1 protein-coding gene (cut by both window edges) is annotated in these 23873 nt (G+C 67.8%); it reads left to right on the top strand.

This entire window lies inside a single protein-coding gene on the top strand: locus tag ABZ827_RS19925, encoding a non-ribosomal peptide synthase/polyketide synthase. The 66459-nt coding sequence extends 21748 nt beyond the window's left edge and 20838 nt beyond its right edge, so the window shows coding positions 21749–45621 — codons 7250 (partial) to 15207 (complete); the first complete codon in view begins at nucleotide 3. Both the start codon and the stop codon lie outside the window.

Here is a 23873-nt window from a genome sequence, read left to right as displayed (position 1 = left end):
GGAACGCGCGGGCGTACGTGCTGGATTCGCGGTTGCGGCCGGTACCGGCGGGTGTCACGGGCGAGTTGTATCTGGCGGGCGCGCAGCTGGCGCGCGGTTACGTCGGACGCCCGGATCTGAGCGCGGACCGCTTCGTGGCCGATCCGTTCGACGGCGCGGGGTCGCGGATGTACCGCACCGGCGATGTGGTGCGCCGGACCGCCACCGGCGATCTGGTGTACGTGGGCCGGTCCGATTTCCAGGTGAAGGTGCGTGGCCAGCGGATCGAGCTCGGTGAGATCGAGGCCGCGCTGACCGGGCACGCCGCGGTGGCGCGTGCGGTGGTACTGGCGAAATCGGATCCGAATACCGGTGATCGGCTCGTCGGCTACGTGGTGCCCGCCGTGGACGCGGTCATCGACACCGATGCTCTCCGCGCGCACCTGACCGACCGGTTGCCGGCCTACATGGTTCCGGCCATGTTCGTGGTGCTGGACGAGTTCCCGCTGAATGCGTCCGGGAAGCTGGATCGTAAAGCGTTGCCGGAGCCGGAGTTCGAGGCTCAGGTGTTCCGGGCGCCGTCGACTCCGGTCGAGGAGATCGTGGCGGGTGTGTTCGGCGATGTTCTAGGGGTGGAGCGGGTCGGCGCCGACGACGACTTCTTCGCACTCGGCGGTAACTCGCTGATCGCGACGCAGGTAGCGGCGCGATTGGGTAAGGCTTTGAATACCACGGTGCCCGTGCGGGCGCTGTTCGACGCTTCGACGGTGGCCGGTCTGGCTGTCCGGGTGGAGCAGCATATCGGCGCCGGTGGACGGGCGGAGCTGGTGCCGCAGCCGCGTCCGACAGAGGTTCTGCCCTCGGGCGAGGTCGTGACGAGGGTGCCGCTGTCGCTGGCTCAGCAGCGCATGTGGTTCCTCAACCGCTTCGACAACCGTTCGGCGGTCAACAATATCCCGGTGGCTGTAAAGCTCACGGGGGCACTGGATCTCGAGGCGTTGACCGCGACCGTGGTCGATCTGATGCAACGGCACGAGGTCCTGCGCACTGTCTACCCGGATATCGACGGAGTCGGTGTACAGCGGGTGCTGCCGGTCGACGAGGTGGATTTCGATCTCACCCCCGAGCCCGTCTCGGAATCGGAGCTGGATGCCCGGATCCTGCAGCTGGCCGGTGTGTTCTTCGATGTCACGACCGCGCCGCCGTTCCAGGTGACCCTGTTGCGACTGGCCGACGATGTGCACGTCGTCGTCTTCGTCGCCAACCACATCAGCACCGACGGTTTCTCGGTCCGTCCGCTGCTGCGTGATCTGGTTGTCGCCTACAGCAACCGCTGCCGCGGCCTGGCCCCCGGCTGGGAACCGCTGGCGATCCAGTACGCCGATTACACGCTGTGGCAGCGTGCGGTGCTCGGTTCGGAAGACGATCCGGAATCCGTTGCCGCCGGGCAGATCGCCTACTGGAGCGAGCGGTTGCGGGATCTGCCGGATCGGCTGGAGCTGCCCGCCGACCGGCCGCGTCCGGAAATCGCGTCCAATATCGGCGCGGTACACGATTTCACCGTCGACGCACCCTTGCGCGCGGCGCTCGAGGAGCTGGCCCGCGCGCACGGCACCACCCTGTTCATGGTGATGCACGCGGCGCTGGCGACCTGGGCGAGCCGGATGTCCGGTAGTGCCGATATCGCCATCGGAAGCCCGATCGCCGGTCGCGGCGAGCAGGCGCTGGACGATGTCATCGGTATGTTCGTCAATACTCTCGTGCTGCGTACCGAGGTCTCCCCGGGCGCGTCGTTCACGGAGTTCCTGGCCGGAGTCCAGCGCACCGATCTGGAGGCCTTCGGACATGCCGATGTGCCGTTCGAGCGGCTCGTCGATATTCTCAACCCGCGCCGTTCGCAGGCGCATCACCCGCTGTTCCAGGTGGCGCTGACGTTCGAAGCGGCGTCGGCGGCCGATATGCAGACCCTGGCACTACCGGGACTCGACCTCGATATCGTCGATTTCGATCCGGGTCTGGCGAAATTCGATCTGCAGCTCACCGTCGGAACGGCGGCGGAAACAGACGGTGGCCTGCTCATGCAGTGGGCGTATGCCACCGATCTGTTCGATCCGCAGACCGTCGCCGAATTCGCGGATCGGCTGGTGCGGATCCTGCGCGCGGTGGTAGCGGATCCGGATATCGCGGTCGGCGATATCGATCTGCTGGGCGAATCCGAGCGTACGAACGTGGTCGAGCGCTGGACCGGTATGCGTGCCGACGCCGCTCCGGGTGTGTTCAGCGTCGACGGCCGACCGGTCGATCTGCCCGCGACAGCGACTCTGGCGAGCCTCTTCGAGGCCGCCGCCGGCGAGCATCCGCAGCGGATCGCCGCGAAGTTCGGTGACGATCGGCTCACCTACTCCGATCTGGATCGCCGGGCGAACGTGCTGGCACGGCGTTTGATCGCGGAGGGCGCCGGCCCGGAGAAACTGGTCGCGGTTCTGCTACCGCGTTCGCTGGATCTGGTCGTCGCGCTGCTCGCGGTGATCAAATCGGGCGCCGGCTATGTTCCGGTCGATCCCGATTCGCCGGCGGAGCGGCTCGCGTACATCCTGGACGACGCGCGCCCGGCGACCGTGATGCTGGATTCCGCTGTGCAGGTGGACCTTCCGGCCGGTGTGTCCCGGGTCGCGGTGGACGGTTTCGCGGTGGAAGCCGGTGATATCGAAGACGCCGACGACGGCCCGATCACCGACGCCGACCGGATCGCGCCGCTGCGGCCGGACAACACCGCCTACGTCATCTACACCTCCGGTTCCACCGGCCGCCCCAAGGGTGTCGCGGTACCGCACCGGAATGTGGTGCGGTTGTTCGCCAATACCGAGCGTGAGTTCGGGTTCGGGCCCGAGGACGTCTGGACGCTGTTCCACTCCTACGCGTTCGATTTCTCGGTCTGGGAACTGTGGGGACCGCTGCTGTTCGGCGGCACCCTCGTTGTCGTCGACTACTACGTCTCGCGTTCGCCGCAGCAATTCCTGGAACTGCTGCGCGCCGAACGCGTCACGGTGCTGAACCAGACGCCGTCGGCGTTCTATCAGCTGGCCGATGCCGATCGCAGCGCGGCCGACGATCGTCCGCTGGCCCTGCGCTATGTGGTGTTCGGCGGCGAGGCACTGGAACTGCGCCGGCTCGCCGACTGGGTCGAACGGCACGGTGACGGTACGGCCGGGCGCACGCAGCTGATCGACGGCCGGGAGACCGCGTCGCCGTTGCTGGTGAATATGTACGGCATCACCGAGACCACGGTGCACGTGTCCTACCGCGCCCTCGACGCGGCCACCATCGCCGGTGCGGCCGGCAGCGTGGTGGGTCGCGCGCTGGCGGGGCTGAAGGTCTATGTGCTGGACGACCGTCTGCGGCCGGCGCCGGTGGGTGTCTCGGGTGAGCTGTACGTCTCCGGTGTGCAGCTGGCTCGCGGATACCTGGAGCGCCCGGATCTCACCGCGGCGCGGTTCGTGGCCGACCCGCTGGGCGAACCCGGGGCACGTCTGTACCGCTCCGGTGACCTGGCGCGCTGGAACCGCTCCGGCGAACTCGAATATCTGGGTCGCGCCGACGACCAGGTGAAGGTGCGCGGATTCCGGATCGAGCTCGGCGAAATCGAGGCCGCGGTACTCGCGCAGCCGGGTATCGCGCAGGCCGCGGTCATCGTCAGGGAGGACAAGCCGGGCGATCACCGGATCGTCGGCTATGTGGTGCCGGAGACCGCCGCCGATCTCGATACCGAGGCGATCCGCGAGGGCGCGGGACAGCGACTGCCGTCCTATATGGTTCCCTCCGCGCTCGTCGTGCTGGACCGGATTCCGCTGACCATCAACGGAAAACTGGATCGCCGGGCGCTGCCCGCGCCGGTATTCGAATCCGCGGGATCGCGGGCCGCCTCGACGCCGATCGAGGAGATCGTCGCCGAGGTGTTCGCCGAGCTGCTCGGCACCGAACGAGTCGGCGCCGACGACGATTTCTTCGCGCTCGGCGGTAACTCGCTGATCGCGACCCAGGTAGCCGCCCGGATCGGTGCCGCACTCGACACCGAGGTGCCCGTGCGGATGCTCTTCGAGGATTCGACCGTGGCCGCACTGGCGGCCCGGGTGGAGCAGCAGGCCGGTGCGGGCGGGCGCCCCGTGCTCGCGCCCCGCCCCCGGACCGAGCGTCCGCCGCTGTCGCAGGCGCAGCAGCGGATGTGGTTCCTCAACCGCTTCGAACCGGAGTCGGCGGTCGACAATATCCCGATCGCGCTCCGGCTGCGTGGCACCCTCGATGTCCCGGCGATGATCGAGGCGGTCGGCGATGTGATCGCGCGCCACGAGTCCCTGCGAACGGTTTACCCCTCGCACGACGGGGTGGGCTATCAGCAGGTGCTGCCGCCCGCCGAGGCGGTTCCGGATGTGGAGAAGATAGCGGTCGGCGCCGGTGTCGCGGACGGGCTCGCCGAGGAACTGCTCTCGTCGATCGCCGAATTCGTCTGCCTGGGCTTCGATCTGACCGTCGATCTGCCGGTGCGGATGCGGGTCTACCGCCTCGGCGCCGACGACCATGTCCTGGTCGGGGTGGTGCACCATATCGCGGCCGACGGCTTCTCGATGCATCCCCTGAGCCGTGACCTGATGCTCGCGTACGAGGCGCGTAGCGCCGGCCGGGCCCCGGACTGGCTGCCGATGCCCGTCCAGTACATCGACTACGCGATCTGGCAGCGTGAACTGCTCGGCTCCGAGGACGATCCGGCGTCGCTGGCCTCCCGGCAGCTCGACTTCTGGCGCGCGGAGCTGGACGGTCTGCCCGACGAACTCCGGTTGTCCACGCGCACCCGGCCCGCGGTGGCCAGCGAACAAGCGGCGACCCACCGGTTCGTGCTCCCCGGAGATCTGGTCGCCGAGCTCAACGAGCTCGCCAAGGCCCAGGGCACCACGTTGTTCATGGTGGTGCACAGCAGTTTCGCCACCCTGCTCGCGCGGCTCAGCGGAACCAGCGATATCGCCATCGGTATACCGATCGCCGGGCGTGGTGACCGCATGCTCGACGATATGGTCGGCATGTTCGTCAACACCCTGGTGTTGCGGACCCAGATCGATACCGGCGCTTCGTTCCGGGAGCTGCTCGCGCATGTGCGCGATCGCGATCTGCACGCGTTCGCGCACGCCGATGTGCCGTTCGAGCGGCTCGTCGAGGTGCTGAACCCGGTGCGGTCGCAGTCGCGGCAGCCGCTGTTCCAGGTGATGCTGGCATTCCAGAACCTCGGCGATTCGCAGCTGGACCTGCCGGGCCTGAACATGACCGGCCTCGCGCTCGATTCGTCCACCACGAAGTACGATCTGCAGCTGACCTTGAACGACACGTCGGACGGGTCGGGCATGGACGTCGATATCGTCTATGCCACAGACCTTTTCGACGAGCGTTTCGCGGTCGATTTCGGCCGGCGCCTGATCCGGGTGCTGCGTGGTGTGAGCGACCACCCGGAAGTGGCGGTCGGCGATATCGAGATCATGGACCGCAGCGAGCGGTCGCTGGTGCTGGACCAGTGGAACGCCACCGAGTTCGCGGTGGAAACCGCGCTGGCCGAGGCCGCGGACAACGCGACGAAGACTCTGGTCTCGCTGTTCGAGGCGCAGGTGGCCCGGACGCCCGACGCGACCGCGGTGATCTTCGAGGGGACACGTCTGTCCTACGGCGAGTTCGCGCTGCGCGTGCACCGGCTCGCCCGGTGGCTGCGTGACGCGGGAGTCGGCCCGGAATCGTATGTGGGCCTCGGTATGCGCCGGTCCGTCGACCTGGTGGTCGGTATGTATGCCGTGGTGGCCGCGGGCGGTGCTTATGTGCCGCTGGATCCGGATCAGCCGGCCGACCGGACCGAGCACATCCTCGATATCGCGCGCCCGGTATGTGTGCTCACTTCCGGAGACGACCTGGACTCGGCGATCGGGCATCAGGTACGGATCGACCGCCTGGACCTGTCCGGATACTCCGATGCGCCGCTGACCGATTCCGATCGGCACCGGCCGCTGCGCCCGGAGAACACGGCGTACGTGATCTTCACGTCGGGTTCGACGGGGCGCCCGAAGGGTGTGGCGGTGCCGCACCGGGCGATCGTGAACTGCCTGGTGTGGTCGCACGGGCAGTACGGCATCGGCGCGGGTGACATGATGTTGCAGCGCACTCCCGCGACCTTCGACGCTTCGGTCTGGGAATTCTTCCTGCCGCTGCAGGCCGGAGCCGGCCTTGTCGTCGCCCGGCCGGAGGGGCATCGGGATCCGGTGTATCTGGCCCGGCTGATCGCCGAGGAAGGTGTGACAACCGCCCAGTTCGTGCCGTCGGTGCTGTCGGTGTTCCTCGCAGAGACCGATCCCGAGCTGTGGGCCGGATTGCGGAATGTCTTCGTCGGCGGCGAATTGCTCTCCGGCGATATCGCCCGGCGTCTGTCGGAGCGGTCCCCGGCCCGCCTGCACAATCTGTACGGCCCGACCGAGACCACGATCGACGCAACCCACTACGAGGTGACCGCTGCCGATACCGGTGCGGTGCCGATCGGTTCGCCGGTGTTCAACACCCGGGCCTACGTACTGGACGAACGCTTGCGGCCGGTTCCGGCGGGTGTGCCCGGTGAGTTGTATCTGACCGGTGCGCAGTTGGCGCACGGGTATGTGGGCCGCCCCGATCTGACCACGGCGCGGTTCGTCGCCAGCCCGTTCGGTGCCGCTGAGCGGATGTACCGGACCGGTGATGTGGTCCGCTGGAACTCCGAGGGTGAACTGGAGTATCTGGGCCGGTCGGACTTCCAGGTGAAGTTGCACGGTTTGCGGATCGAACCGGGCGAGGTCGAGTACGCGCTGACCGAGTCGGACTCGGTGGCACAGGCCCTGGTCGTGGTGCACAGCGACGCGCAGGTCGGGGATCAGCTCGTCGGCTACGTGGTGCCCGATACCGGCCGGACCGTCGATACCGAGGAATTGCGGGTCCATCTGCGGGAGCGGCTGCCGTCCTACATGGTGCCCTCGGTGTTCGTGGTGCTCGACGAATTCCCGCTGAACGCCTCGGGCAAGCTGGATCGTAAGGCGCTGCCGGCGCCCGTGTTCCAGGCGCGCGTGTTCCGGGCGCCCTCGACTCCGATCGAGGAGGTCGTGGCCGCGACCTACGCCGAGGTGCTCGGCGTGGAACGCGTGGGCGCGGACGATGATTTCTTCGAATTGGGCGGTAACTCGCTGGTCGCGACGCAGGTGGCGGCCCGGCTGAGCAAGGCGCTGAACACGAGTGTGCCGGTGCGCGCGCTGTTCGAGGCGCCGACGGTCGCGGCGCTGGCCGTCCGCGCCGAACAGGCCGGTGAGAGCGCGCGGCAGCCGCTGGTCGCGGGTCCGCGGCCGGAGCTGGTTCCGCTGTCGTACGCACAGCAGCGCATGTGGTTCCTGAACCAGTACGACACCTCGTCGGTGGCCTACAACCTGCCGATGGCGATCCGGCTCTCCGGGCCCTTGGATGTCGCGGCGTTGCGTGCGGCCGTGGCCGATGTGATGTGGCGGCACGAATCGCTGCGCACCCGGTACCCGGAGCTGGACGGGACCCCGGTGCAGGTGATCGTGCCCGCCGAGCAGGTGGCGCCGGCGCTCACGTCGGTCGTGGTCGGCGCGGCCGATGTGGTGTCGGCGGTGACCGAGTTCGTGGCCACCGGTTTCGATGTGGCCGCCGCGGTACCGGTGCGGATCCGGCTGTTCGAAACCGCACCCGACGCGCATGTGCTGGTCGTGGTCGTGCACCATATCGCCGCGGACGGTTTCTCGATGACGCCGCTGGCCCGCGATGTGATGGCCGCGTACGCGGCGCGCGCCCAGGGCAGTGAGCCGAACTGGGAACCGCTGGCTGTCCAGTACGCGGACTTCACGCTCTGGCAGCGGCAGGTGCTGGGAGCCGAGGACGAACCCGATTCGCCGATGGCGCGCCAGGTCGCGTTCTGGCAGCGTGCCCTCGCCGATCTGCCCGACGAACTGGCATTGCCGGCCGATCGGCCGCGTCCCGCGGTGGCCTCGCTGCGGGGTGCCACGGTGCACGACGAACTATCGGCCGAGCTGACCCGGACCCTGGACGAGCTGGCCCGCGAGCGGGGCGCCTCGATCTTCATGGTGCTGCACGCGGCACTCGCGGCGTTGCTGGCGCGGTTGTCCGGCAGCGACGATATCGCCGTCGGTACGCCGATCGCGGGTCGCGGCGAACAGGTTCTCGATGATCTGGTCGGTATGTTCGTCAACACACTGGTGTTGCGGACCGCTGTCCATTCGGGGGAGACCTTCACCGATCTGCTGGATCGGGCCAAGAACACCGATCTCGACGCGTTCGGTCATGCCGATGTGCCGTTCGAGCGGCTGGTGGATCTGCTGGCGCCGGAGCGTTCGCAGGCCCGCAACCCGCTGTTCCAGGTCGCGCTGTCGCTGCAGAACGCGCAGCAGCCGGTGCTGGATCTGGCCGGGCTCGAGGTGTCCGGGCTGGAACTCGCGGAGGATATCGCACGGTTCGATCTGCAGTTCACGCTCGCCGAGAACGCGGCGGGCGGAATGGATCTGTCGCTCAACTACGCGACCGAGCTGTTCGACGAGGCGACCGCGCGTAGCTTCCTGATCCGCTGGCAGCGGCTGCTGTCGGCGATCGCCGCCGACCCGGATGTGGTGCTGGGCGCGGTCGAGATCCTGGACCCGGCCGAACGTGCGGCGGCCGTGACGCGGACCGGTGGTCCGGCGGTGCCGGCTCGTACACTGCCGGAGTTGCTGGCCGCGGCGGTGGCCGTGGATCCGTCGGCACCGGCACTGGTGTTCGCGGATCAACGCTGGACCTATGGCCAGGCCGATATGTTCTCGAACCGGTTGGCGCGGGTGCTGATCGCGGCCGGGCTCGGCGCCGAGGATCTGGTGGCGATCGCCGTGCCGCGGTCGGCGGATTCGGTACTGGCCGAATGGGCGGTGACCAAATCCGGCGCGGCGTTCGTGCCGATCGACCCGACCTATCCTGCCGAGCGGATCGCCCATATGCTCACCGACTCGGGTGCGCGGATGGGCGTCACGGTCTCGCGGGTACGTGCGGATCTGCCGGATTCGGTGGACTGGCTGGTGCTCGACGAGCTGGATCTCGACCGGTATCCGGCCGAACCCGTTACCGACGCCGACCGGGTGCGGCCGTTGGCACCGGCGAATACCGCCTATGTCATCTACACCTCCGGTTCCACCGGTGTGCCCAAGGGCGTCGTGGTTCCGCACGCCGGCCTGGCGAACTTCAGCGCCGAACAGGTGCAGCGTTACCGGATGGATTCCGATACCCGGACCCTGCACTTCTCCTCGCCGAGCTTCGACGCCTCCATGATGGAGCTGCTGCTGGCGATCGGTTCCGGTGGCGCGCTGGTCGTGGTGCCGCCGGGGACCTACGGCGGTGCCGAGCTCTATCAGCTGATCCGGGACGAACAGGTGACCCATCTGTTCATCACCCCGGCCGCGCTGGCCACCTTCGATCCGGCGGATCTGGACAGCCTGCGGGTGCTGGCTGTCGGTGGTGAGGCGTATTCGCCCGAACTGCTGGCGAAATGGGCGATTCCGCTGGGTGGCCCGGACGGCCCGGTCCGCGCCTTCCACAATGTCTACGGTCCCACCGAGACCACCATCGTGGTCAATATCGGCGAACCGCTCGTTCCCGGTGAGGCACTCACCATCGGTGGGCCGAACCGCGGTATCCGTTCGCTGGTACTGGACGACCGGCTGCAGCCGGTACCGGACGGTGTCGCGGGTGAGCTGTACGTTTCCGGTATCCAGGTGACCCGCGGGTATTTCGACCGCCCCGGTCTCACCGCGGACCGGTTCGTGGCCGACCCGTACGCGCCGGGCGAGCGGATGTACCGCACCGGTGACGTCGTGCGCTGGACCTCCCGTGAACTCGACTCCGGTGCACCCGAATACCGGCTCGAGTACGTGGGCCGGTCCGATTTCCAGGTGAAGGTCCGCGGTTTCCGGATCGAACTGGGCGAGATCGACAACGCTCTCACCTCCTACGAAACCGTCGATTTCGCCGTAACTCTCGGTCACGAGGGTGCCGCGGGCGTGGTCTCGCTGGTGTCGTACGTCGTCGGCGCGCCCGGATATTCGGTCGATACCGCGGCGCTGACCGCTCATCTCGAGGATCGGCTGCCCGGGTACATGGTGCCGTCGGTCATCATGGTGCTCGACGAGATCCCGTTGACGCCGGTCGGCAAACTGGACCGTAAGGCCCTGCCGGAACCGGTTTTCGAGGCGCGGGAGTTCCGGGCGCCGTCGACGCCGGCCGAGGAGACCGTGGCGAATATCTTCGCCGAAGTACTCGAGATCGAGCGTATCGGCGCGGATGACGATTTCTTCGAGCTCGGTGGTAACTCGCTGATCGCCACCCGGGTCACGGCCCGTCTGGGTGCGGCGTTGGATACGCAGGTGCCGGTGCGGACGCTGTTCGAGGCGTCCACTGTCACCGCGCTGGCCGCGCTGATCGAGGAACAGGCGGGTTCGGGTGGCCGGGCGGCGCTGGTTCCGCAACCGCGCCCGACGCGGGTGCTGCCGTCGGGTGAGGTCGTGCAGCGGATCCCGCTATCGCTGGCGCAGCAGCGGATGTGGTTCCTGAACTGGTTCGATTCCGGTTCGAAGGCCTACAACATCCCGATGGTGATCCGGTTGACCGGGCGGCTGGATATTCCGGCGTTGCGGCAGGCGGTCGGTGATCTGGCAGCCCGGCACGAGGTTCTGCGCACCGTCTACCCGGAGACCGAATCCGGTCCGGTGCAGGTGGTTCTGCCGGTTTCCGGTGCGATACCGGAGCTGGATGTGCGTACGGTGGCCGCGGATGAGGTCGAGGCCGCGGTATTCGAGCTGATGACGGTGTCGTTCGATGTCGCCGAGCAGGTTCCGTTGCGGATCACGCTGCTGCGGATCGACGGTGCGACAGACGAATACATGCTCGCCGCGGTCGTGCACCATATCGCCGGCGACGGTGTGTCGATGCAGCCGTTGACGAGAGATCTGATGACCGCGTACGCGGCGCGGGCCGCGGGTACGGCACCGGACTGGGCGCCGTTGCCGGTCCAATACGCCGATTACGCGATCTGGCAGCGCGAGTTGCTCGGGGACGAGGCCGATCCGAATTCGCTGGCGGCCGAGCAGATCGCGTACTGGCGCACGGCGCTGGCCGATATTCCGGATCAGCTCGACCTGCCGGCCGATCATCCGCGCCCGGACGAGCAGTCGTATGCCGGTGGTCGCGTAGCGATCGGTATCGACGCCGAGATCCATGCCGGGCTGTCGCGGTTGGCGCAACAGCAGGGCACGACTCTGTTCATGGTGGTGCATTCCGCCTGGGCGGTGCTGATGTCGCGACTGTCCGGTACCGACGACATCACGATCGGTACACCGGTCGCGGGCCGTGGTGAACAGGCGCTCGACGATCTGATCGGTATGTTCGTGAACACGCTGGTGCTGCGGACCGAAGTGGATCGTGGTGAATCGTTCACGGATCTGCTGGCGCGGCAGCGGCAGGTGGATATCCAGGCCTTCGCGCACGCGGACGTGCCGTTCGAGCGTCTGGTGGAGGCGCTGAACCCGGAGCGGTCGACAGCGCGGCATCCGCTGTTCCAGGTCGGGTTCACGTTCCAGAACATGGCACAGTCGTCCCTGGAGTTGCCGGGGCTGACCGTATCGGGTGTGGACGCCGATATCGAGGTATCGCAGTTCGATCTGAATCTGACCCTGGGTGAGACCTACGAGGCCGCGGGCGCCGCCGACGGCTTGAGCGGCTATCTGACCTTCGCCACGGATCTGTTCGACACGGCCACTGTCGAGACCTTCGGCGAGCGGTTCGTGCGGATCCTGCGCGCGATCGCCGATGATCCGGAGATCGCGGTCGGTGATATCGATGTGCTCGACGACATCGAGCGGTCGAATGTACTGCGCCACTGGGTGAGTACGCGTGCCGATGCCGAACCGGAGGTGTTCGCCCTCGGCGGAGCTCCGGTCGGCGATCCGGAAACTATCACTCTCGCAAGTCTTTTCGATACGATCGTCGGTCGGCACGCGGAGCGGACCGCGGTGAAGTTCGAATCCGAACGGCTCACCTATGCCGAACTGGATCGGCGGGCGAACGCGCTGGCGCGGCGGCTGATCGCCGCGGGCGCCGGACCGGAATCACTGGTGGCGGTGTTGCTGCCGCGCTCACTGGACCTGGTGGTGGCGCTGCTCGCGGTGATCAAGTCCGGTGCCGGCTATGTGCCCGTGGACCCGGACTCGCCGGCCGATCGGATCGCGTATGTGCTCGCCGACGCGCGGCCGGAAGCCGTGGTGCGGGACGCCACGGTAACGGTGGATCTCCCGGCGGACCTGCCGCAGGTGATCCCCGATGCGTCCGGTGGCGATATCAGCGATGCTCCGGTGACCGATGCCGATCGGCTCGCGCCGTTGCGTCCGGACAACACGGCCTATGTCATCTACACCTCCGGTTCGACCGGGCGCCCGAAGGGCGTCGCGGTGACCCACCGGAATGTGGTGCGGTTGTTCGCCGATACCGATCGTGAGTTCGGTTTCGGACCCGACGATGTGTGGACGCTGTTCCACTCCTACGCCTTCGATTTCTCGGTGTGGGAGCTGTGGGGCCCGCTGCTGTTCGGCGGCACGCTGGTGGTGGTGGACTACTTCACCACGCGTTCGCCGGAGCAATTCCTGGAATTGTTGCGGACCGAGCGGGTCACGGTGCTCAATCAGACGCCGTCCGCGTTCTATCAGCTGGCCGAGGCCGATCGGAGTGCGGCCGGCGATGCCGCCGCGCTCGCGTTGCGTTATGTGGTCTTCGGCGGCGAGGCGCTGGAGTTGCGCCGGCTCTCCGATTGGGTTGCCCGGCACGGTGACGGTACCGCCGGTGACATGGAGAACGCGTCGCCGTTGCTGGTGAACATGTACGGGATCACCGAGACCACCGTGCATGTGTCCTACCGTGCCCTGAACGCGGCTGTTGTCGCCGAGGCGGCCGGAAGTGTTATCGGCCGGGCGCTGGCCGGGCTGAAGACCTATGTGCTGGACAACCGGCTGCAACCGGTCCCGGTCGGGGTGCCGGGTGAGATGTATGTATCGGGTGGGCAGCTCTCGCGCGGTTATCTGGGCCGGGCGGAACTGTCCGCGGCGCGGTTCGTGGCCGATCCGTTCGGTGCGCCGGGTGCCCGGCTGTATCGGTCCGGTGACCTGGCGCGCTGGAACAGTTCCGGTGAACTCGAGTATCTGGGTCGCGCGGACGATCAGGTGAAGGTGCGCGGGTTCCGGATCGAGCTCGGTGAGATCGAGGCCGTGGTGCTCGCGCAGCCCGGTGTCGCGCAGGCCGCCGTGATCGTCCGGGAGGATCGCCCCGGCGATCAGCGGATCGTCGCCTATGTGGTGCCCGAATCCGGTACCGCGCTCGAACAGGACACCGTGCGTGACGGTACGGCGGAGCGATTGCCCTCGTACATGGTTCCGTCCGCGGTGGTGGTGCTGGAACGGATTCCGCTGACCATCAACGGAAAACTGGACCGGAAGGCATTGCCGGAACCGGTTTTCGCCTCCGGCGCGGCGTTCCGTGGAACACGTAATCCGGTGGAGCAGGTCATCGCCGAGGTGTTCGCCGAGGTGCTGGGCGTGGACCAGGTGGGGGTCGATGATTCGTTCTTCGCCCTCGGCGGCGACAGCATCATCTCGATTCAGCTGGTGTCCCGGGCGAAGGCCCGCGGTGTGGTGTTCACGCCGCGGCAGGTGTTCGAACAGCGGACGGTGGCCGGGCTGGCCTCCGTCGCCGAGGTCGGGGAAGCCGCCGAAGGCGCGCTGACCTTGGCCGAGCTGCCGGGTGGCGGTGTCGGCCGGATGCCGCTCACATCGATCGTGCGGTTCATGGTCGAGCGGCCCGGTTCCTTCGGGCGCTACCACCAATTGACGACATTGAGCCTGCCGGTCGGCGTTACCCGGGCGACCATCGCCGCGGTGATGCGACCGGTGCTCGACCGGCACGATATGTTGCGTGCGCGGCTGATCGTCGTGGACGGCGAATGGGTCGTGGAGACGGCCGAGCCGGGCTCGGTCGACGTGGCCGCGCTGATCGATCACACGGTGTTCGACGCCACCGCCGATCAACAGCAGATACTCGAAACCGCTTCGGAGGCTGTCGATTCCGCACTCGACCGGCTCGACCCCGCGAACGGTGTGGTGGTCCGGTTCGTATGGCTGGAACCGGATACGGCGGATCGGACGGGCTACCTGGTCGTCGTCGCGCACCATATGGCGGTCGACGGTGTGTCGTGGCGCATCCTGACCTCCGATTTCCTGCTCTCCGCCGGTGCGCACAGTGCCGGGCAGGAGCCGGAACTGGCCGCGCCGAGCACCTCGATGCGGACCTGGGCACATGCGATCGAGGAGAAGGCGCACAGCGCGGAGCGGATCGCCGAACTGGAGTACTGGCAGTCCGTGGCCGAGACCCCGGATCCGTTGCTGACCAGCCGCGCGATGGATCCGGCGGTCGATACCGCCGGCGCGGTCGATATCCATACGGTGGAGGTATCACCCGAGGTCACTCAGACCCTGCTCACCACGGTGCCGGAGTTGTTCCACGGTGGGGTGAACGACGGCCTGCTCACCGCACTCGTGCTGGCGACGGTCACGTGGCGGGCCCGGCGGGCCCCGGAGGCGGCGTCCGATGATCCGCTGCTGATCCGGTTCGAGGGACACGGCCGTGAGGAAGAGGTTGTGCCCGGGGCCGATCTGTCCCGCACGGTCGGCTGGTTCACCACGATCTTCCCGGTACGGTTCGCGCTGACCGGTATCGATATCGAGGAAGCGCTCGCCGGGGGCCCCGCACTGGGCGCGGCGCTCAAGGCGGTGAAGGAACAGCAGCTCGCGGTGCCGGACAAGGGGATCGGTTACGGTCTGCTGCGGTACATGAACCGGGAGACCGCGGGCGAGTTGCCGGCGGCCCTGCCAGGACAGGTGAGTTTCAACTACCTGGGCCGGTACGGTGCGGGCGAGATCTCCGCGGGGATGCGTGATTTCGGCTGGCTGCCGGCGGATGACCTGGCCGTGGACGCGGCGCTCGACGCGGATATGCCGGCCATGGCGCCGCTGGATATCAATGCCGCGGTATCCGGTGACACGTTGTCCGCGCGGATCGGGTACCCGTCCACATTGCTTGCGGCCGATGAGGTTCGCGAGTTCGGTGAATTGTGGGTGCGGGCGCTGGAGGCCGTCGCCCGGTACGCGAACTCCGCGGGTGCGGGTGGGCATACCCCGTCCGATTTCGGTCTGGTCGCGCTGTCGCAGCGCGATATCGACGGAATCGAACGGCGATTCCCGATGCCGGTGGCCGATATGTGGCCGCTGTCCTCGATGCAGGCCGGTATGTGGTTCCATGCGCAGCTGGCCGCGGAGTCGGTGGATGTGTACACCGCGCAAGTGGTGCTCACACTGACCGGCCGGGTGGACGCCGCGCGATTGCATGCGGCGGCACAGGCACTGGTGGACCGGTACGAGAACCTGCGCACCGCCTTCGTCACCGATCACGAGGGCAATTCGGTGCAGGTGGTGCTGAACGATGTGCGGGTCGATTGGACCGAGCACGATCGCAGCGCCACCGGTAATGCCGATGATCTGATCGAAGCGGGCCGGTTGTGGCGGTTCGATCTGAGCGAACCGCGGCTGATTCGGTTCGTATTGATCAAAACCGCCGCCGATACCTGGCAGTTCGTGGTGTCGAACCATCACATCGTGCTCGACGGCTGGTCCATGCCGCTGCTCATGCAGGACCTGCTCATGCTGTACGCGGTACACGGCGACAACAGCGCGCTACCGGCGGTTCGCTCCTACCGGAACTTCCTCGACTGGGTGGCCCGCCAGGATCACCGGGCATCGCTGTCGGCCTGGGAAGCCGCGATGTCAGGGGTCGAAGAGCCGTCGCTCATCCGCCCGGGCGGGGCGGGCGGCAGTTCCGCGCGTGAGATCACCGCGCTGTCGGCGGAGTACCAGTTCGAGCTGGATACGGCGGCCACCGCCCGGATGACCGGCCTGGCCGCCGAACTCGGAGTCACTCCGAACACGGTGCTGCAGGTCGCGTGGGCGGTACTGCTCGGGCGGTTGACCGGCCGGGAGGATGTCCTGTTCGGTGCCACCGTCTCCGGCCGGCCGCCGCAGCTGCCCGGGGTGGAGTCGATGATCGGGTTGTTCATCAACACGATCCCCGTGCGGGTGCGATTCGGCCGGGACGAATCCGTGACGTCGTTGCTGACCCGGATCCAGGTCGAACAGGCCGATCTGCTGGATCATCACTATGTCGGCCTGGCCGATATCCAGGCCGCGGCCGGTATGGCGGCGTTGTTCGACACCCTGCTGGTATTCGAGTCGTACCCGGTGGATGCCGACGGGCTCCAGGCGCAGGCCACCGATATCGACGGTATGGCCGTGGCCGGCCTGGACGCGGTCGATGCCACGCACTACCCGTTGTCCCTGTCCGCTTCGCTGGGCGCTACCTTGCGGATCCGGGCGGGCTATCGGCGAGATATGTTCGACGAGGCCGGGGTCCGGCTGATCGCCGATCGGCTGGTGCGGGTACTCGAGGGGATCGTCGCCGATCCCGCGGGTGCGGTCGGTGATATCGAGTTGCTCGACGAGGCCGAGCGCGAAGCGGTGCTGCGCCGGTGGAACGCCACGGATCATGCGGTCGAGCCGGGGCTGCTGCTCGACGGGTTCGCCCGGACGGTGGCGCAGTATCCGGATCGGGTGGCGGTGTCCTTCGAGGGCGGTGAACTGACCTACGCCGAGCTGTCGGCGCGGGTGAACCGTCTGGCCCGGATGCTCATCGCCGAAGGCGTGGGTCCGGAATCGCTTGTCGGCCTGGTGGTCCGGCGGTCGCTGGATCTGGTCGTCGGCATGTACGCGGTGGTCACCGCGGGTGGGGCGTATGTCCCGTTGGATCCGGATCATCCGGCGGAGCGGATCGGGTATGTGCTCGAGACCGCGCGTCCGGTGTGTGTGCTGACCACTACGTCCGACGCCGGATCCGTTCCCGAGGGGACAGGTGTGCCCGTACTGGAGCTGGACGTGGTGGATACGTCCGGTTTCGACGGTTCGCCTGTGACAGACGCGGATCGGTCCGCGCCGGTGCGGCCGGGTAATGCGGCGTATGTGATCTTCACGTCGGGTTCGACGGGTCGTCCGAAGGGTGTGGCTGTTTCGCACGGCGCGATCGTGAACCAGGTCGCGTGGATGCTGTCGCAGTACCCGATGGGCGCCGACGATGTGTACCTGCAGAAGACCGCGACCACATTCGACGTATCGCTGTGGGGTTACTTCCTGCCGACGGCCGCCGGCGCCCGGCTCGTGGTGGCCACACCCGACGGTCACCGTGATCCGGAATACCTGGCCCGGGTGATCGCCGAGCAGAACGTGACGGTGACGGATTTCGTGCCGTCGATGCTGACGGTGTTCGCGGCGCATACCGAGGCGGGTTCGATCCCGTCGCTCGAGCATGTGTTCGTGATCGGTGAAGCCCTGCCGCCGGAAACCGTCACCGCCATGCACGCGATCTCGGATGCGGCACTGCACAACCTCTACGGTCCGACCGAGGCCGCCGTATCCATCACCTACTGGCAGGCCACCGGCGACGAATCGGGCAGTGTCCCGATCGGTGTGCCGCAATGGAACTCGCGGGTCTTCGTGCTCGACTCGCGGCTGCGGCCGGTTCCCGAAGGTCTCGTGGGTGAGCTGTACCTCGCGGGCGACCAGCTCGCCCGCGGTTACGTCACCCGTCCGGATCTGACCGCGGACCGGTTCGTGGCGAACCCGTTCGATCCCGCGCAGCGGATGTACCGCACGGGTGACCTGGTGCGCTGGCGCCGGGCCGACGGCCGGCCGGTGCTGGAGTATCTGGGCCGCACCGATTTCCAGGTGAAGTTCCGTGGACAGCGGATCGAGCTGGGTGAGATCGAATCGGCGGTGCTGGCCCGGCCGCAGGTGAGCCAGGCCGTGGTGACGGTCGCGCCCTCGCAGCTGGGCGAGCAGCTGGTCGCTTATGTCGTGCCGGCCCCGGGCGCGCAGGTCGAATCCGCGGAGCTGCTCGAGGCAGTGCGCGAGGTCCTGCCGACCTATATGGTGCCGTCGGCTGTGATGGTGCTGGACGCGTTCCCGCTGAACACCTCGGGCAAGCTGGATCGTAAGGCGCTGCCGGAACCGGTGTTCGAGGCGCGCGAGTTCCGGGCGCCCTCGACGCCGATCGAGGAGATCGTGGCCGGTGTCTACGCCGATGTCCTCGGGGTGGACCGCGTCGGTGCCGACGACGATTTCTTCGCCCTGGGTGGTAATTCGCTGATCGCGACCCAGGTCGCCGCCCGCGTCGGACAGGCGCTGGACGTGAATGTCCCGGTACGCGTGCTGTTCGAAGCGCCCACGGTGGCTGCCCTGGCCGCGCGCGCGGAATCGCAGTTCGGTGCCGGTGGGCGGGTGGCCCTGGTGCCGCAGCCGCGTCCGACACAGGTGCTGGCGTCGGGTGAGATCGTGGAGCGGGTGCCGCTGTCGCTGGCGCAGCAGCGGATGTGGTTCCTCAACCGGTTCGATCCGGAATCGGCCGCGGAGAACATTCCGGTCGCGGTACGGCTGTCGGGCACGCTCGATACCGCCGCATTGCAGGCCGCGGTGACCGATGTGCTGGCGCGGCACGAATCGCTGCGCACGTTCTACCCGGACGTGGACGGCACACCGTTCCAGCAGATCGCGCCGGTCACCGAGGTCGTGCCGGACCTGACACCGGTGGACGTCGGGGACGACGAATTGGCCGGCCATCTGTCCGGGCTGGTGCTGGCCGGTTTCGATGTCACGTCGGCGGCACCGTTTCGGGCGCGGCTGTTCCGGACGGGCCCGGCCGAGCATCTGCTCGCGTTCGTCACCCATCACATCTCCGGCGACGGTTTCTCCATGGCGCCGCTGCTGCGCGATGTGGTCACCGCGTATATCGCGCGGGTGGAAGGTGATGCGCCCGGGTGGCACCCGCTGGAGGTGCAGTACGCGGATTACGCGCTGTGGCAGCGTCAGGTGCTGGGCTCGGAGGACGATCCCGGTTCGGTGATCGCCTCGCAGATCGCGTTCTGGTCCGCGGAACTGGCCGGTATCCCCGACCAGCTGGATCTGCCGGCCGATCGGCCGCGGCCCGCCGTGGCCTCGGGCCGGGGCGCGACGCATACCTTCGAGATCGACGCGGAGACCCATGCCGGGCTGACCGAGCTGGCGCGGGACGAAGGCGCGACGCTGTTCATGGTCGTGCACGCGGCATTCGCGGTGCTGTTGTCGCGGTTGTCGGGCGAGACCGATGTGGTGATCGGTACCCCGATCGCGGGTCGTGGTGAACGCGCTCTCGACGATGTGATCGGGATGTTCGTCAACACGCTGGTGCTGCGGACACCCGTCGATTCCGGAGCCGGTTTCACCGAGCTGCTGAGCTCGGTGCGGGGTACGGATATCGCCGCGTTCGGACATTCCGACCTGCCGTTCGAACGGTTGGTGGAGATCCTGGACCCGGTGCGGTCGCAGGCGCGCAACCCGCTGTTCCAGGTGATGCTCTCCCTGCAGAACACACCCGCTCCGGGTGCGGAACTGCCGGGTCTGGCGCTGAGCGGCGTCGAGATGCCGGTGCAGACGGCCAAGTTCGATCTGCAGCTCGATCTGAGCGAGCGGGTCGCGGCCGAAGGCGCCGCCGGGATGGTGGCGACCTTCACCTACGCGACCGATCTGTTCGACAGCGAAACGGTGGCGCAGTTCGGGCGCCGGTTCGCCCGGATGCTCAGGGCTGTCGTCAAGACTCCCGAGCGGCCGCTGGGTGACCTTCCGCTGCTGGACGCGCTGGAAGTCTCGTCGGTGTTGCGCAACGGGTACGGCCCGCGGCGTGCCGTCGATCCGGCGGCGACACTGGCCGGATTGTTCGCCGAGCAGGCCGTTGCCACGCCGGACGCGCCCGCGGTGGCGTTCGAGGGGACAGTTCTGTCCTACGCCGAGTTCGCCGGGCGGGTGAACCGGCTGGCGCGGCATCTGATCTCACTCGGTGTGGGCCCGGATGTCCCGGTGGCGCTGGGTATCCGGCGGTCGGTGGATCTGCTGGTCGCGATGTACGCGGTCGTCACCGCCGGCGGTGCCTATGTGCCGCTGGATCTGGAGCAGCCGGCCGAGCGGATCGACTATGTGCTCGCTACCGCGGAGCCGGTGTGCGTACTGACCAGTGCGGCCGACGGATTCAGCACGACCGGACGTCCGGTCGTGGTTGTCGACCGGACCGACCTGTCCGGGTACGCCGATACCGCGGTGACCGATGCGGATCGGGTGGCGCCGTTGCGGTCGTCGAATACGGCGTATGTGATCTTCACGTCGGGTTCGACGGGTCGTCCGAAGGGTGTGGCGGTTTCGCATGCGGCGATCGTGAATCGTCTGGTGTGGATGCAGTCGCAGTACGGGTTGCGGTCGCGTGATGTGGTGTTGCAGAAGACGCCGGCGACGTTCGATGTGTCGGTGTGGGAGTTCTTCTGGCCGTTGCAGATCGGTGCCCGGCTGGTGGTCGCCAAGCCGGACGGTCATCGTGATCCGGTCTATCTGGCCGAGATCATCGATACCGAACGCGTCACGGTTACCCACTTCGTGCCGTCGATGCTCACGGTATTCGTCGGCGCGCTGGCCGGGACGGACTCCGCGCGGTGCGGTTCGCTGCGGATGGTGTTCTCCTCCGGTGAGGCGCTGGCGCCGAAACCGGCGCAGCGGTTGCGGGAACTGACCGGTACCGCGGTGCACAACCTCTACGGTCCGACGGAAGCCGCCGTCGACGTCACGTTCCACGAGGTGACGGATGCGGACACCGTCACGGTGCCGATCGGCGCGCCGGTGTTCAACACCCGGGTGTATGTGCTGGATTCGCGGTTGCGGCCGGTACCCGTCGGTGTCGCGGGTGAGCTGTATCTCGCGGGCGCCCAGTTGGCGCGCGGGTATATGGCGCGGCCGGACCTGTCAGCCGACCGGTTCGTCGCCGACCCGCTGGAAACGGCCGAGCGGATGTATCGCACCGGTGACCTGGTGCGCTGGACTGCCGGTGGTGAGCTGGAGTACCTGGGCCGTACCGATTTCCAGGTGAAGCTGCGCGGCCTGCGGATCGAGCTCGGTGAGATCGAGGCCGCCCTGACCGATGTGGACGAGATCGCGCAGGCCGTGGTGGTCCTGCGTAGTGATGCCCGGACGGGTGATCAGCTGGTCGGCTATGTGGTGCCGGTCGCCGGCGCCGTGGTCGATGTCGACGCGCTGCGCGGCGGTCTGGCCGGGCAGTTGCCGTCGTATATGGTGCCGGCGGCGTTCGTGGTGCTCGACGAACTGCCGGTGAACGCCAGCGGCAAACTCGACCGCCGCGCGCTGCCGGCGCCGGTGATCGAGGCGCGGGTGTTCCGGGCGCCGTCGACACCTGTCGAGGAGATCGTGGCGGCGACGTTCGCCGACGTCCTGGGTGCCGATCGGGTCGGCGCGGACGACGACTTCTTCGAACTGGGCGGTAACTCGCTGGTCGGTATGCAGGTCGCGGCTCGGATCGGCGCGGCGCTCGGCACCCAGGTGCCGGTGCGCGCCCTGTTCGAGGCGCCGACCGTGGCCGCGCTGGCGGCGCGGGTGGAACAGTCGGGTACGGATGCGCGGCCGCCGCTGGTCGCCGGGCCGCGGCCGGATGTGGTGCCGCTGTCGTACGCGCAGCAGCGGATGTGGTTCCTGAACCAGTACGACACCGCGTCGGTGGCCTACAACCTGCCGATGGCGATCCGGCTCACCGGTGCGCTGGATGTGACGGCCCTGCATGCGGCGATGGGCGATGTCGTGTCCCGGCACGAGTCGCTGCGGACCCGCTATCCGCAGCACGGTGACCGGCCGGTGCAGCAGATCCTGCCCGCCGATCAGGTGGAGCTGGCGCTGGAACCGGTGGAGGTGCCGGCGGATCAGGTGACGGCGAAGGTCACCGAGTTCGTGGCGATCGGTTTCGACGTGGCCGAGGCCGTCCCGGTGCGGGCGCGGTTGTTCGCCGTCGCGCCGGAGGAATTCGTGCTGGTCGTGGTGGTCCATCACATCGCCGGTGACGGGTTCTCGATGGCGCCGCTCGCGCGCGATGTGATGACCGCCTACGCCGCCCGCGCCCAGGGCGAGATCCCGGGCTGGGCCCCGCTGTCGGTCCAGTACGCCGACTTCACCCTGTGGCAACGGCAGGTACTGGGCGCCGAGGACGATCCTGCCTCGCCGATGGCCCGGCAGATCGAATTCTGGCAGGACACACTGGCGGATCTGCCCGACGAGCTGGTTCTGCCGACCGACCGGCCGCGTCCGGCGGTGGCGTCGATGCATGGTGCCACCGTGCGCGGCGAGCTGGACGCGGATCTGGTGCGGAATCTGAACGCGCTGGCGCGGACTCGCGGTGCCTCGATGTTCATGGTGCTGCACGCTGGGTTGGCGGCGTTGCTGGCGCGGTTGTCCGGTTCGGACGATATCGCGGTGGGTACGCCGATAGCCGGACGTGGTGAGCGGGAGCTCGACGATCTGGTCGGTATGTTCGTGAACACGCTGGTGTTGCGGACCGACGTCGGTTCGGGTTCGACGTTCGCGGAACTGGTGGATCGGGCCCGGCAGGCGGACCTGGACGCGTTCGGACACGCGGAGGTGCCGTTCGAACGACTGGTGGACCTGCTGGCTCCGCAACGTTCGCAGGCCCGGAATCCGCTGTTCCAGGTGGCGCTGTCGTTCCACAACAACGAACAGCCGGTGCTGGAGCTGGCCGGGCTCGAGATCTCCGGACTGGATTTCGCCGATGACGTCGCCCGTTTCGACCTGCAGTTCACGCTGACCGACAACGGTTCCGGCGGTATGTTCCTGCTGCTGAACTACGCCACCGAACTGTTCGACGAGTCGACGGCTCATACGCTCATCGCCAGGTTCCGGCGGTTGCTGTCGGCGGCCGCTGCCGATCCGGATGTGGTGCTGGGTGACCTCGAGCTGCTCGATACCTCCGAACGTTCCGAGATCCTGGCCCGTTCGGGCGGTCCGGCGGTGCCGGCGCGGACGTTGCCGGACCTGCTGGCCGATGCCGTGGCCCTCGATCCGGCGGCTCCCGCCGTGGTGTTCGAGGGGCGGCGGTTCTCCTACGGCGAGTTCGACGCGCGGTCGAACCAACTTGCGCGGCTGCTGATTTCGCGCGGTTCCGGTGCCGAGGACCTGGTGGCCGTGGCGGTGCCGCGGTCGGCGGATTCGGTGCTGGCCGAATGGGCGGTCACCAAATCCGGTGCGGCGTTCCTGCCGATCGATCCGGCGTACCCGGCGGAGCGGATCGAGCATATGCTCACCGATTCGGGTGCACCGGTGGGTATCACGGTATCGGCGGTGCGCGGTGATCTGCCGGATTCGGTGGAATGGCTGGTGCTCGACGAACTCGATCTCGACCCGTACGCGGCCGATCGCGTCACGGACGCGGATCGGGTGCGGCCGCTGACTCCCGCGAATACGGCGTATGTCATCTACACATCGGGTTCCACCGGTCTGCCCAAGGGCGTGGTGGTCAGCCATGCGGGTCTGGCGAACTTCAGTGCCGAACAGGTACAGCGGTACCGGCTCGATTCGAACTCGCGGGCACTGGCATTCGCCTCACCGAGCTTCGACGCCTCGATCCTGGAGCTGCTGCTCGCCGTCGGGTCGGCGGGAGCCCTGGTGGTGGTGCCGACCGGTACCTACGGCGGCGCCGAGCTCGGTGAGCTGATCGCCCGCGAGCGGGTCACCGCCGGTTTGATCACGCCGTCGGTGCTGGCCTCGCTCGACCCGGCC

It is taken from the genome of Nocardia sp. NPDC019395, assembly GCF_040632335.1.
GTDB lineage: Bacteria > Actinomycetota > Actinomycetes > Mycobacteriales > Mycobacteriaceae > Nocardia.
The sequence above is the reverse complement of the archived record's forward strand: the minus strand, read 5'-3'. Positions and strand labels throughout refer to the sequence as shown.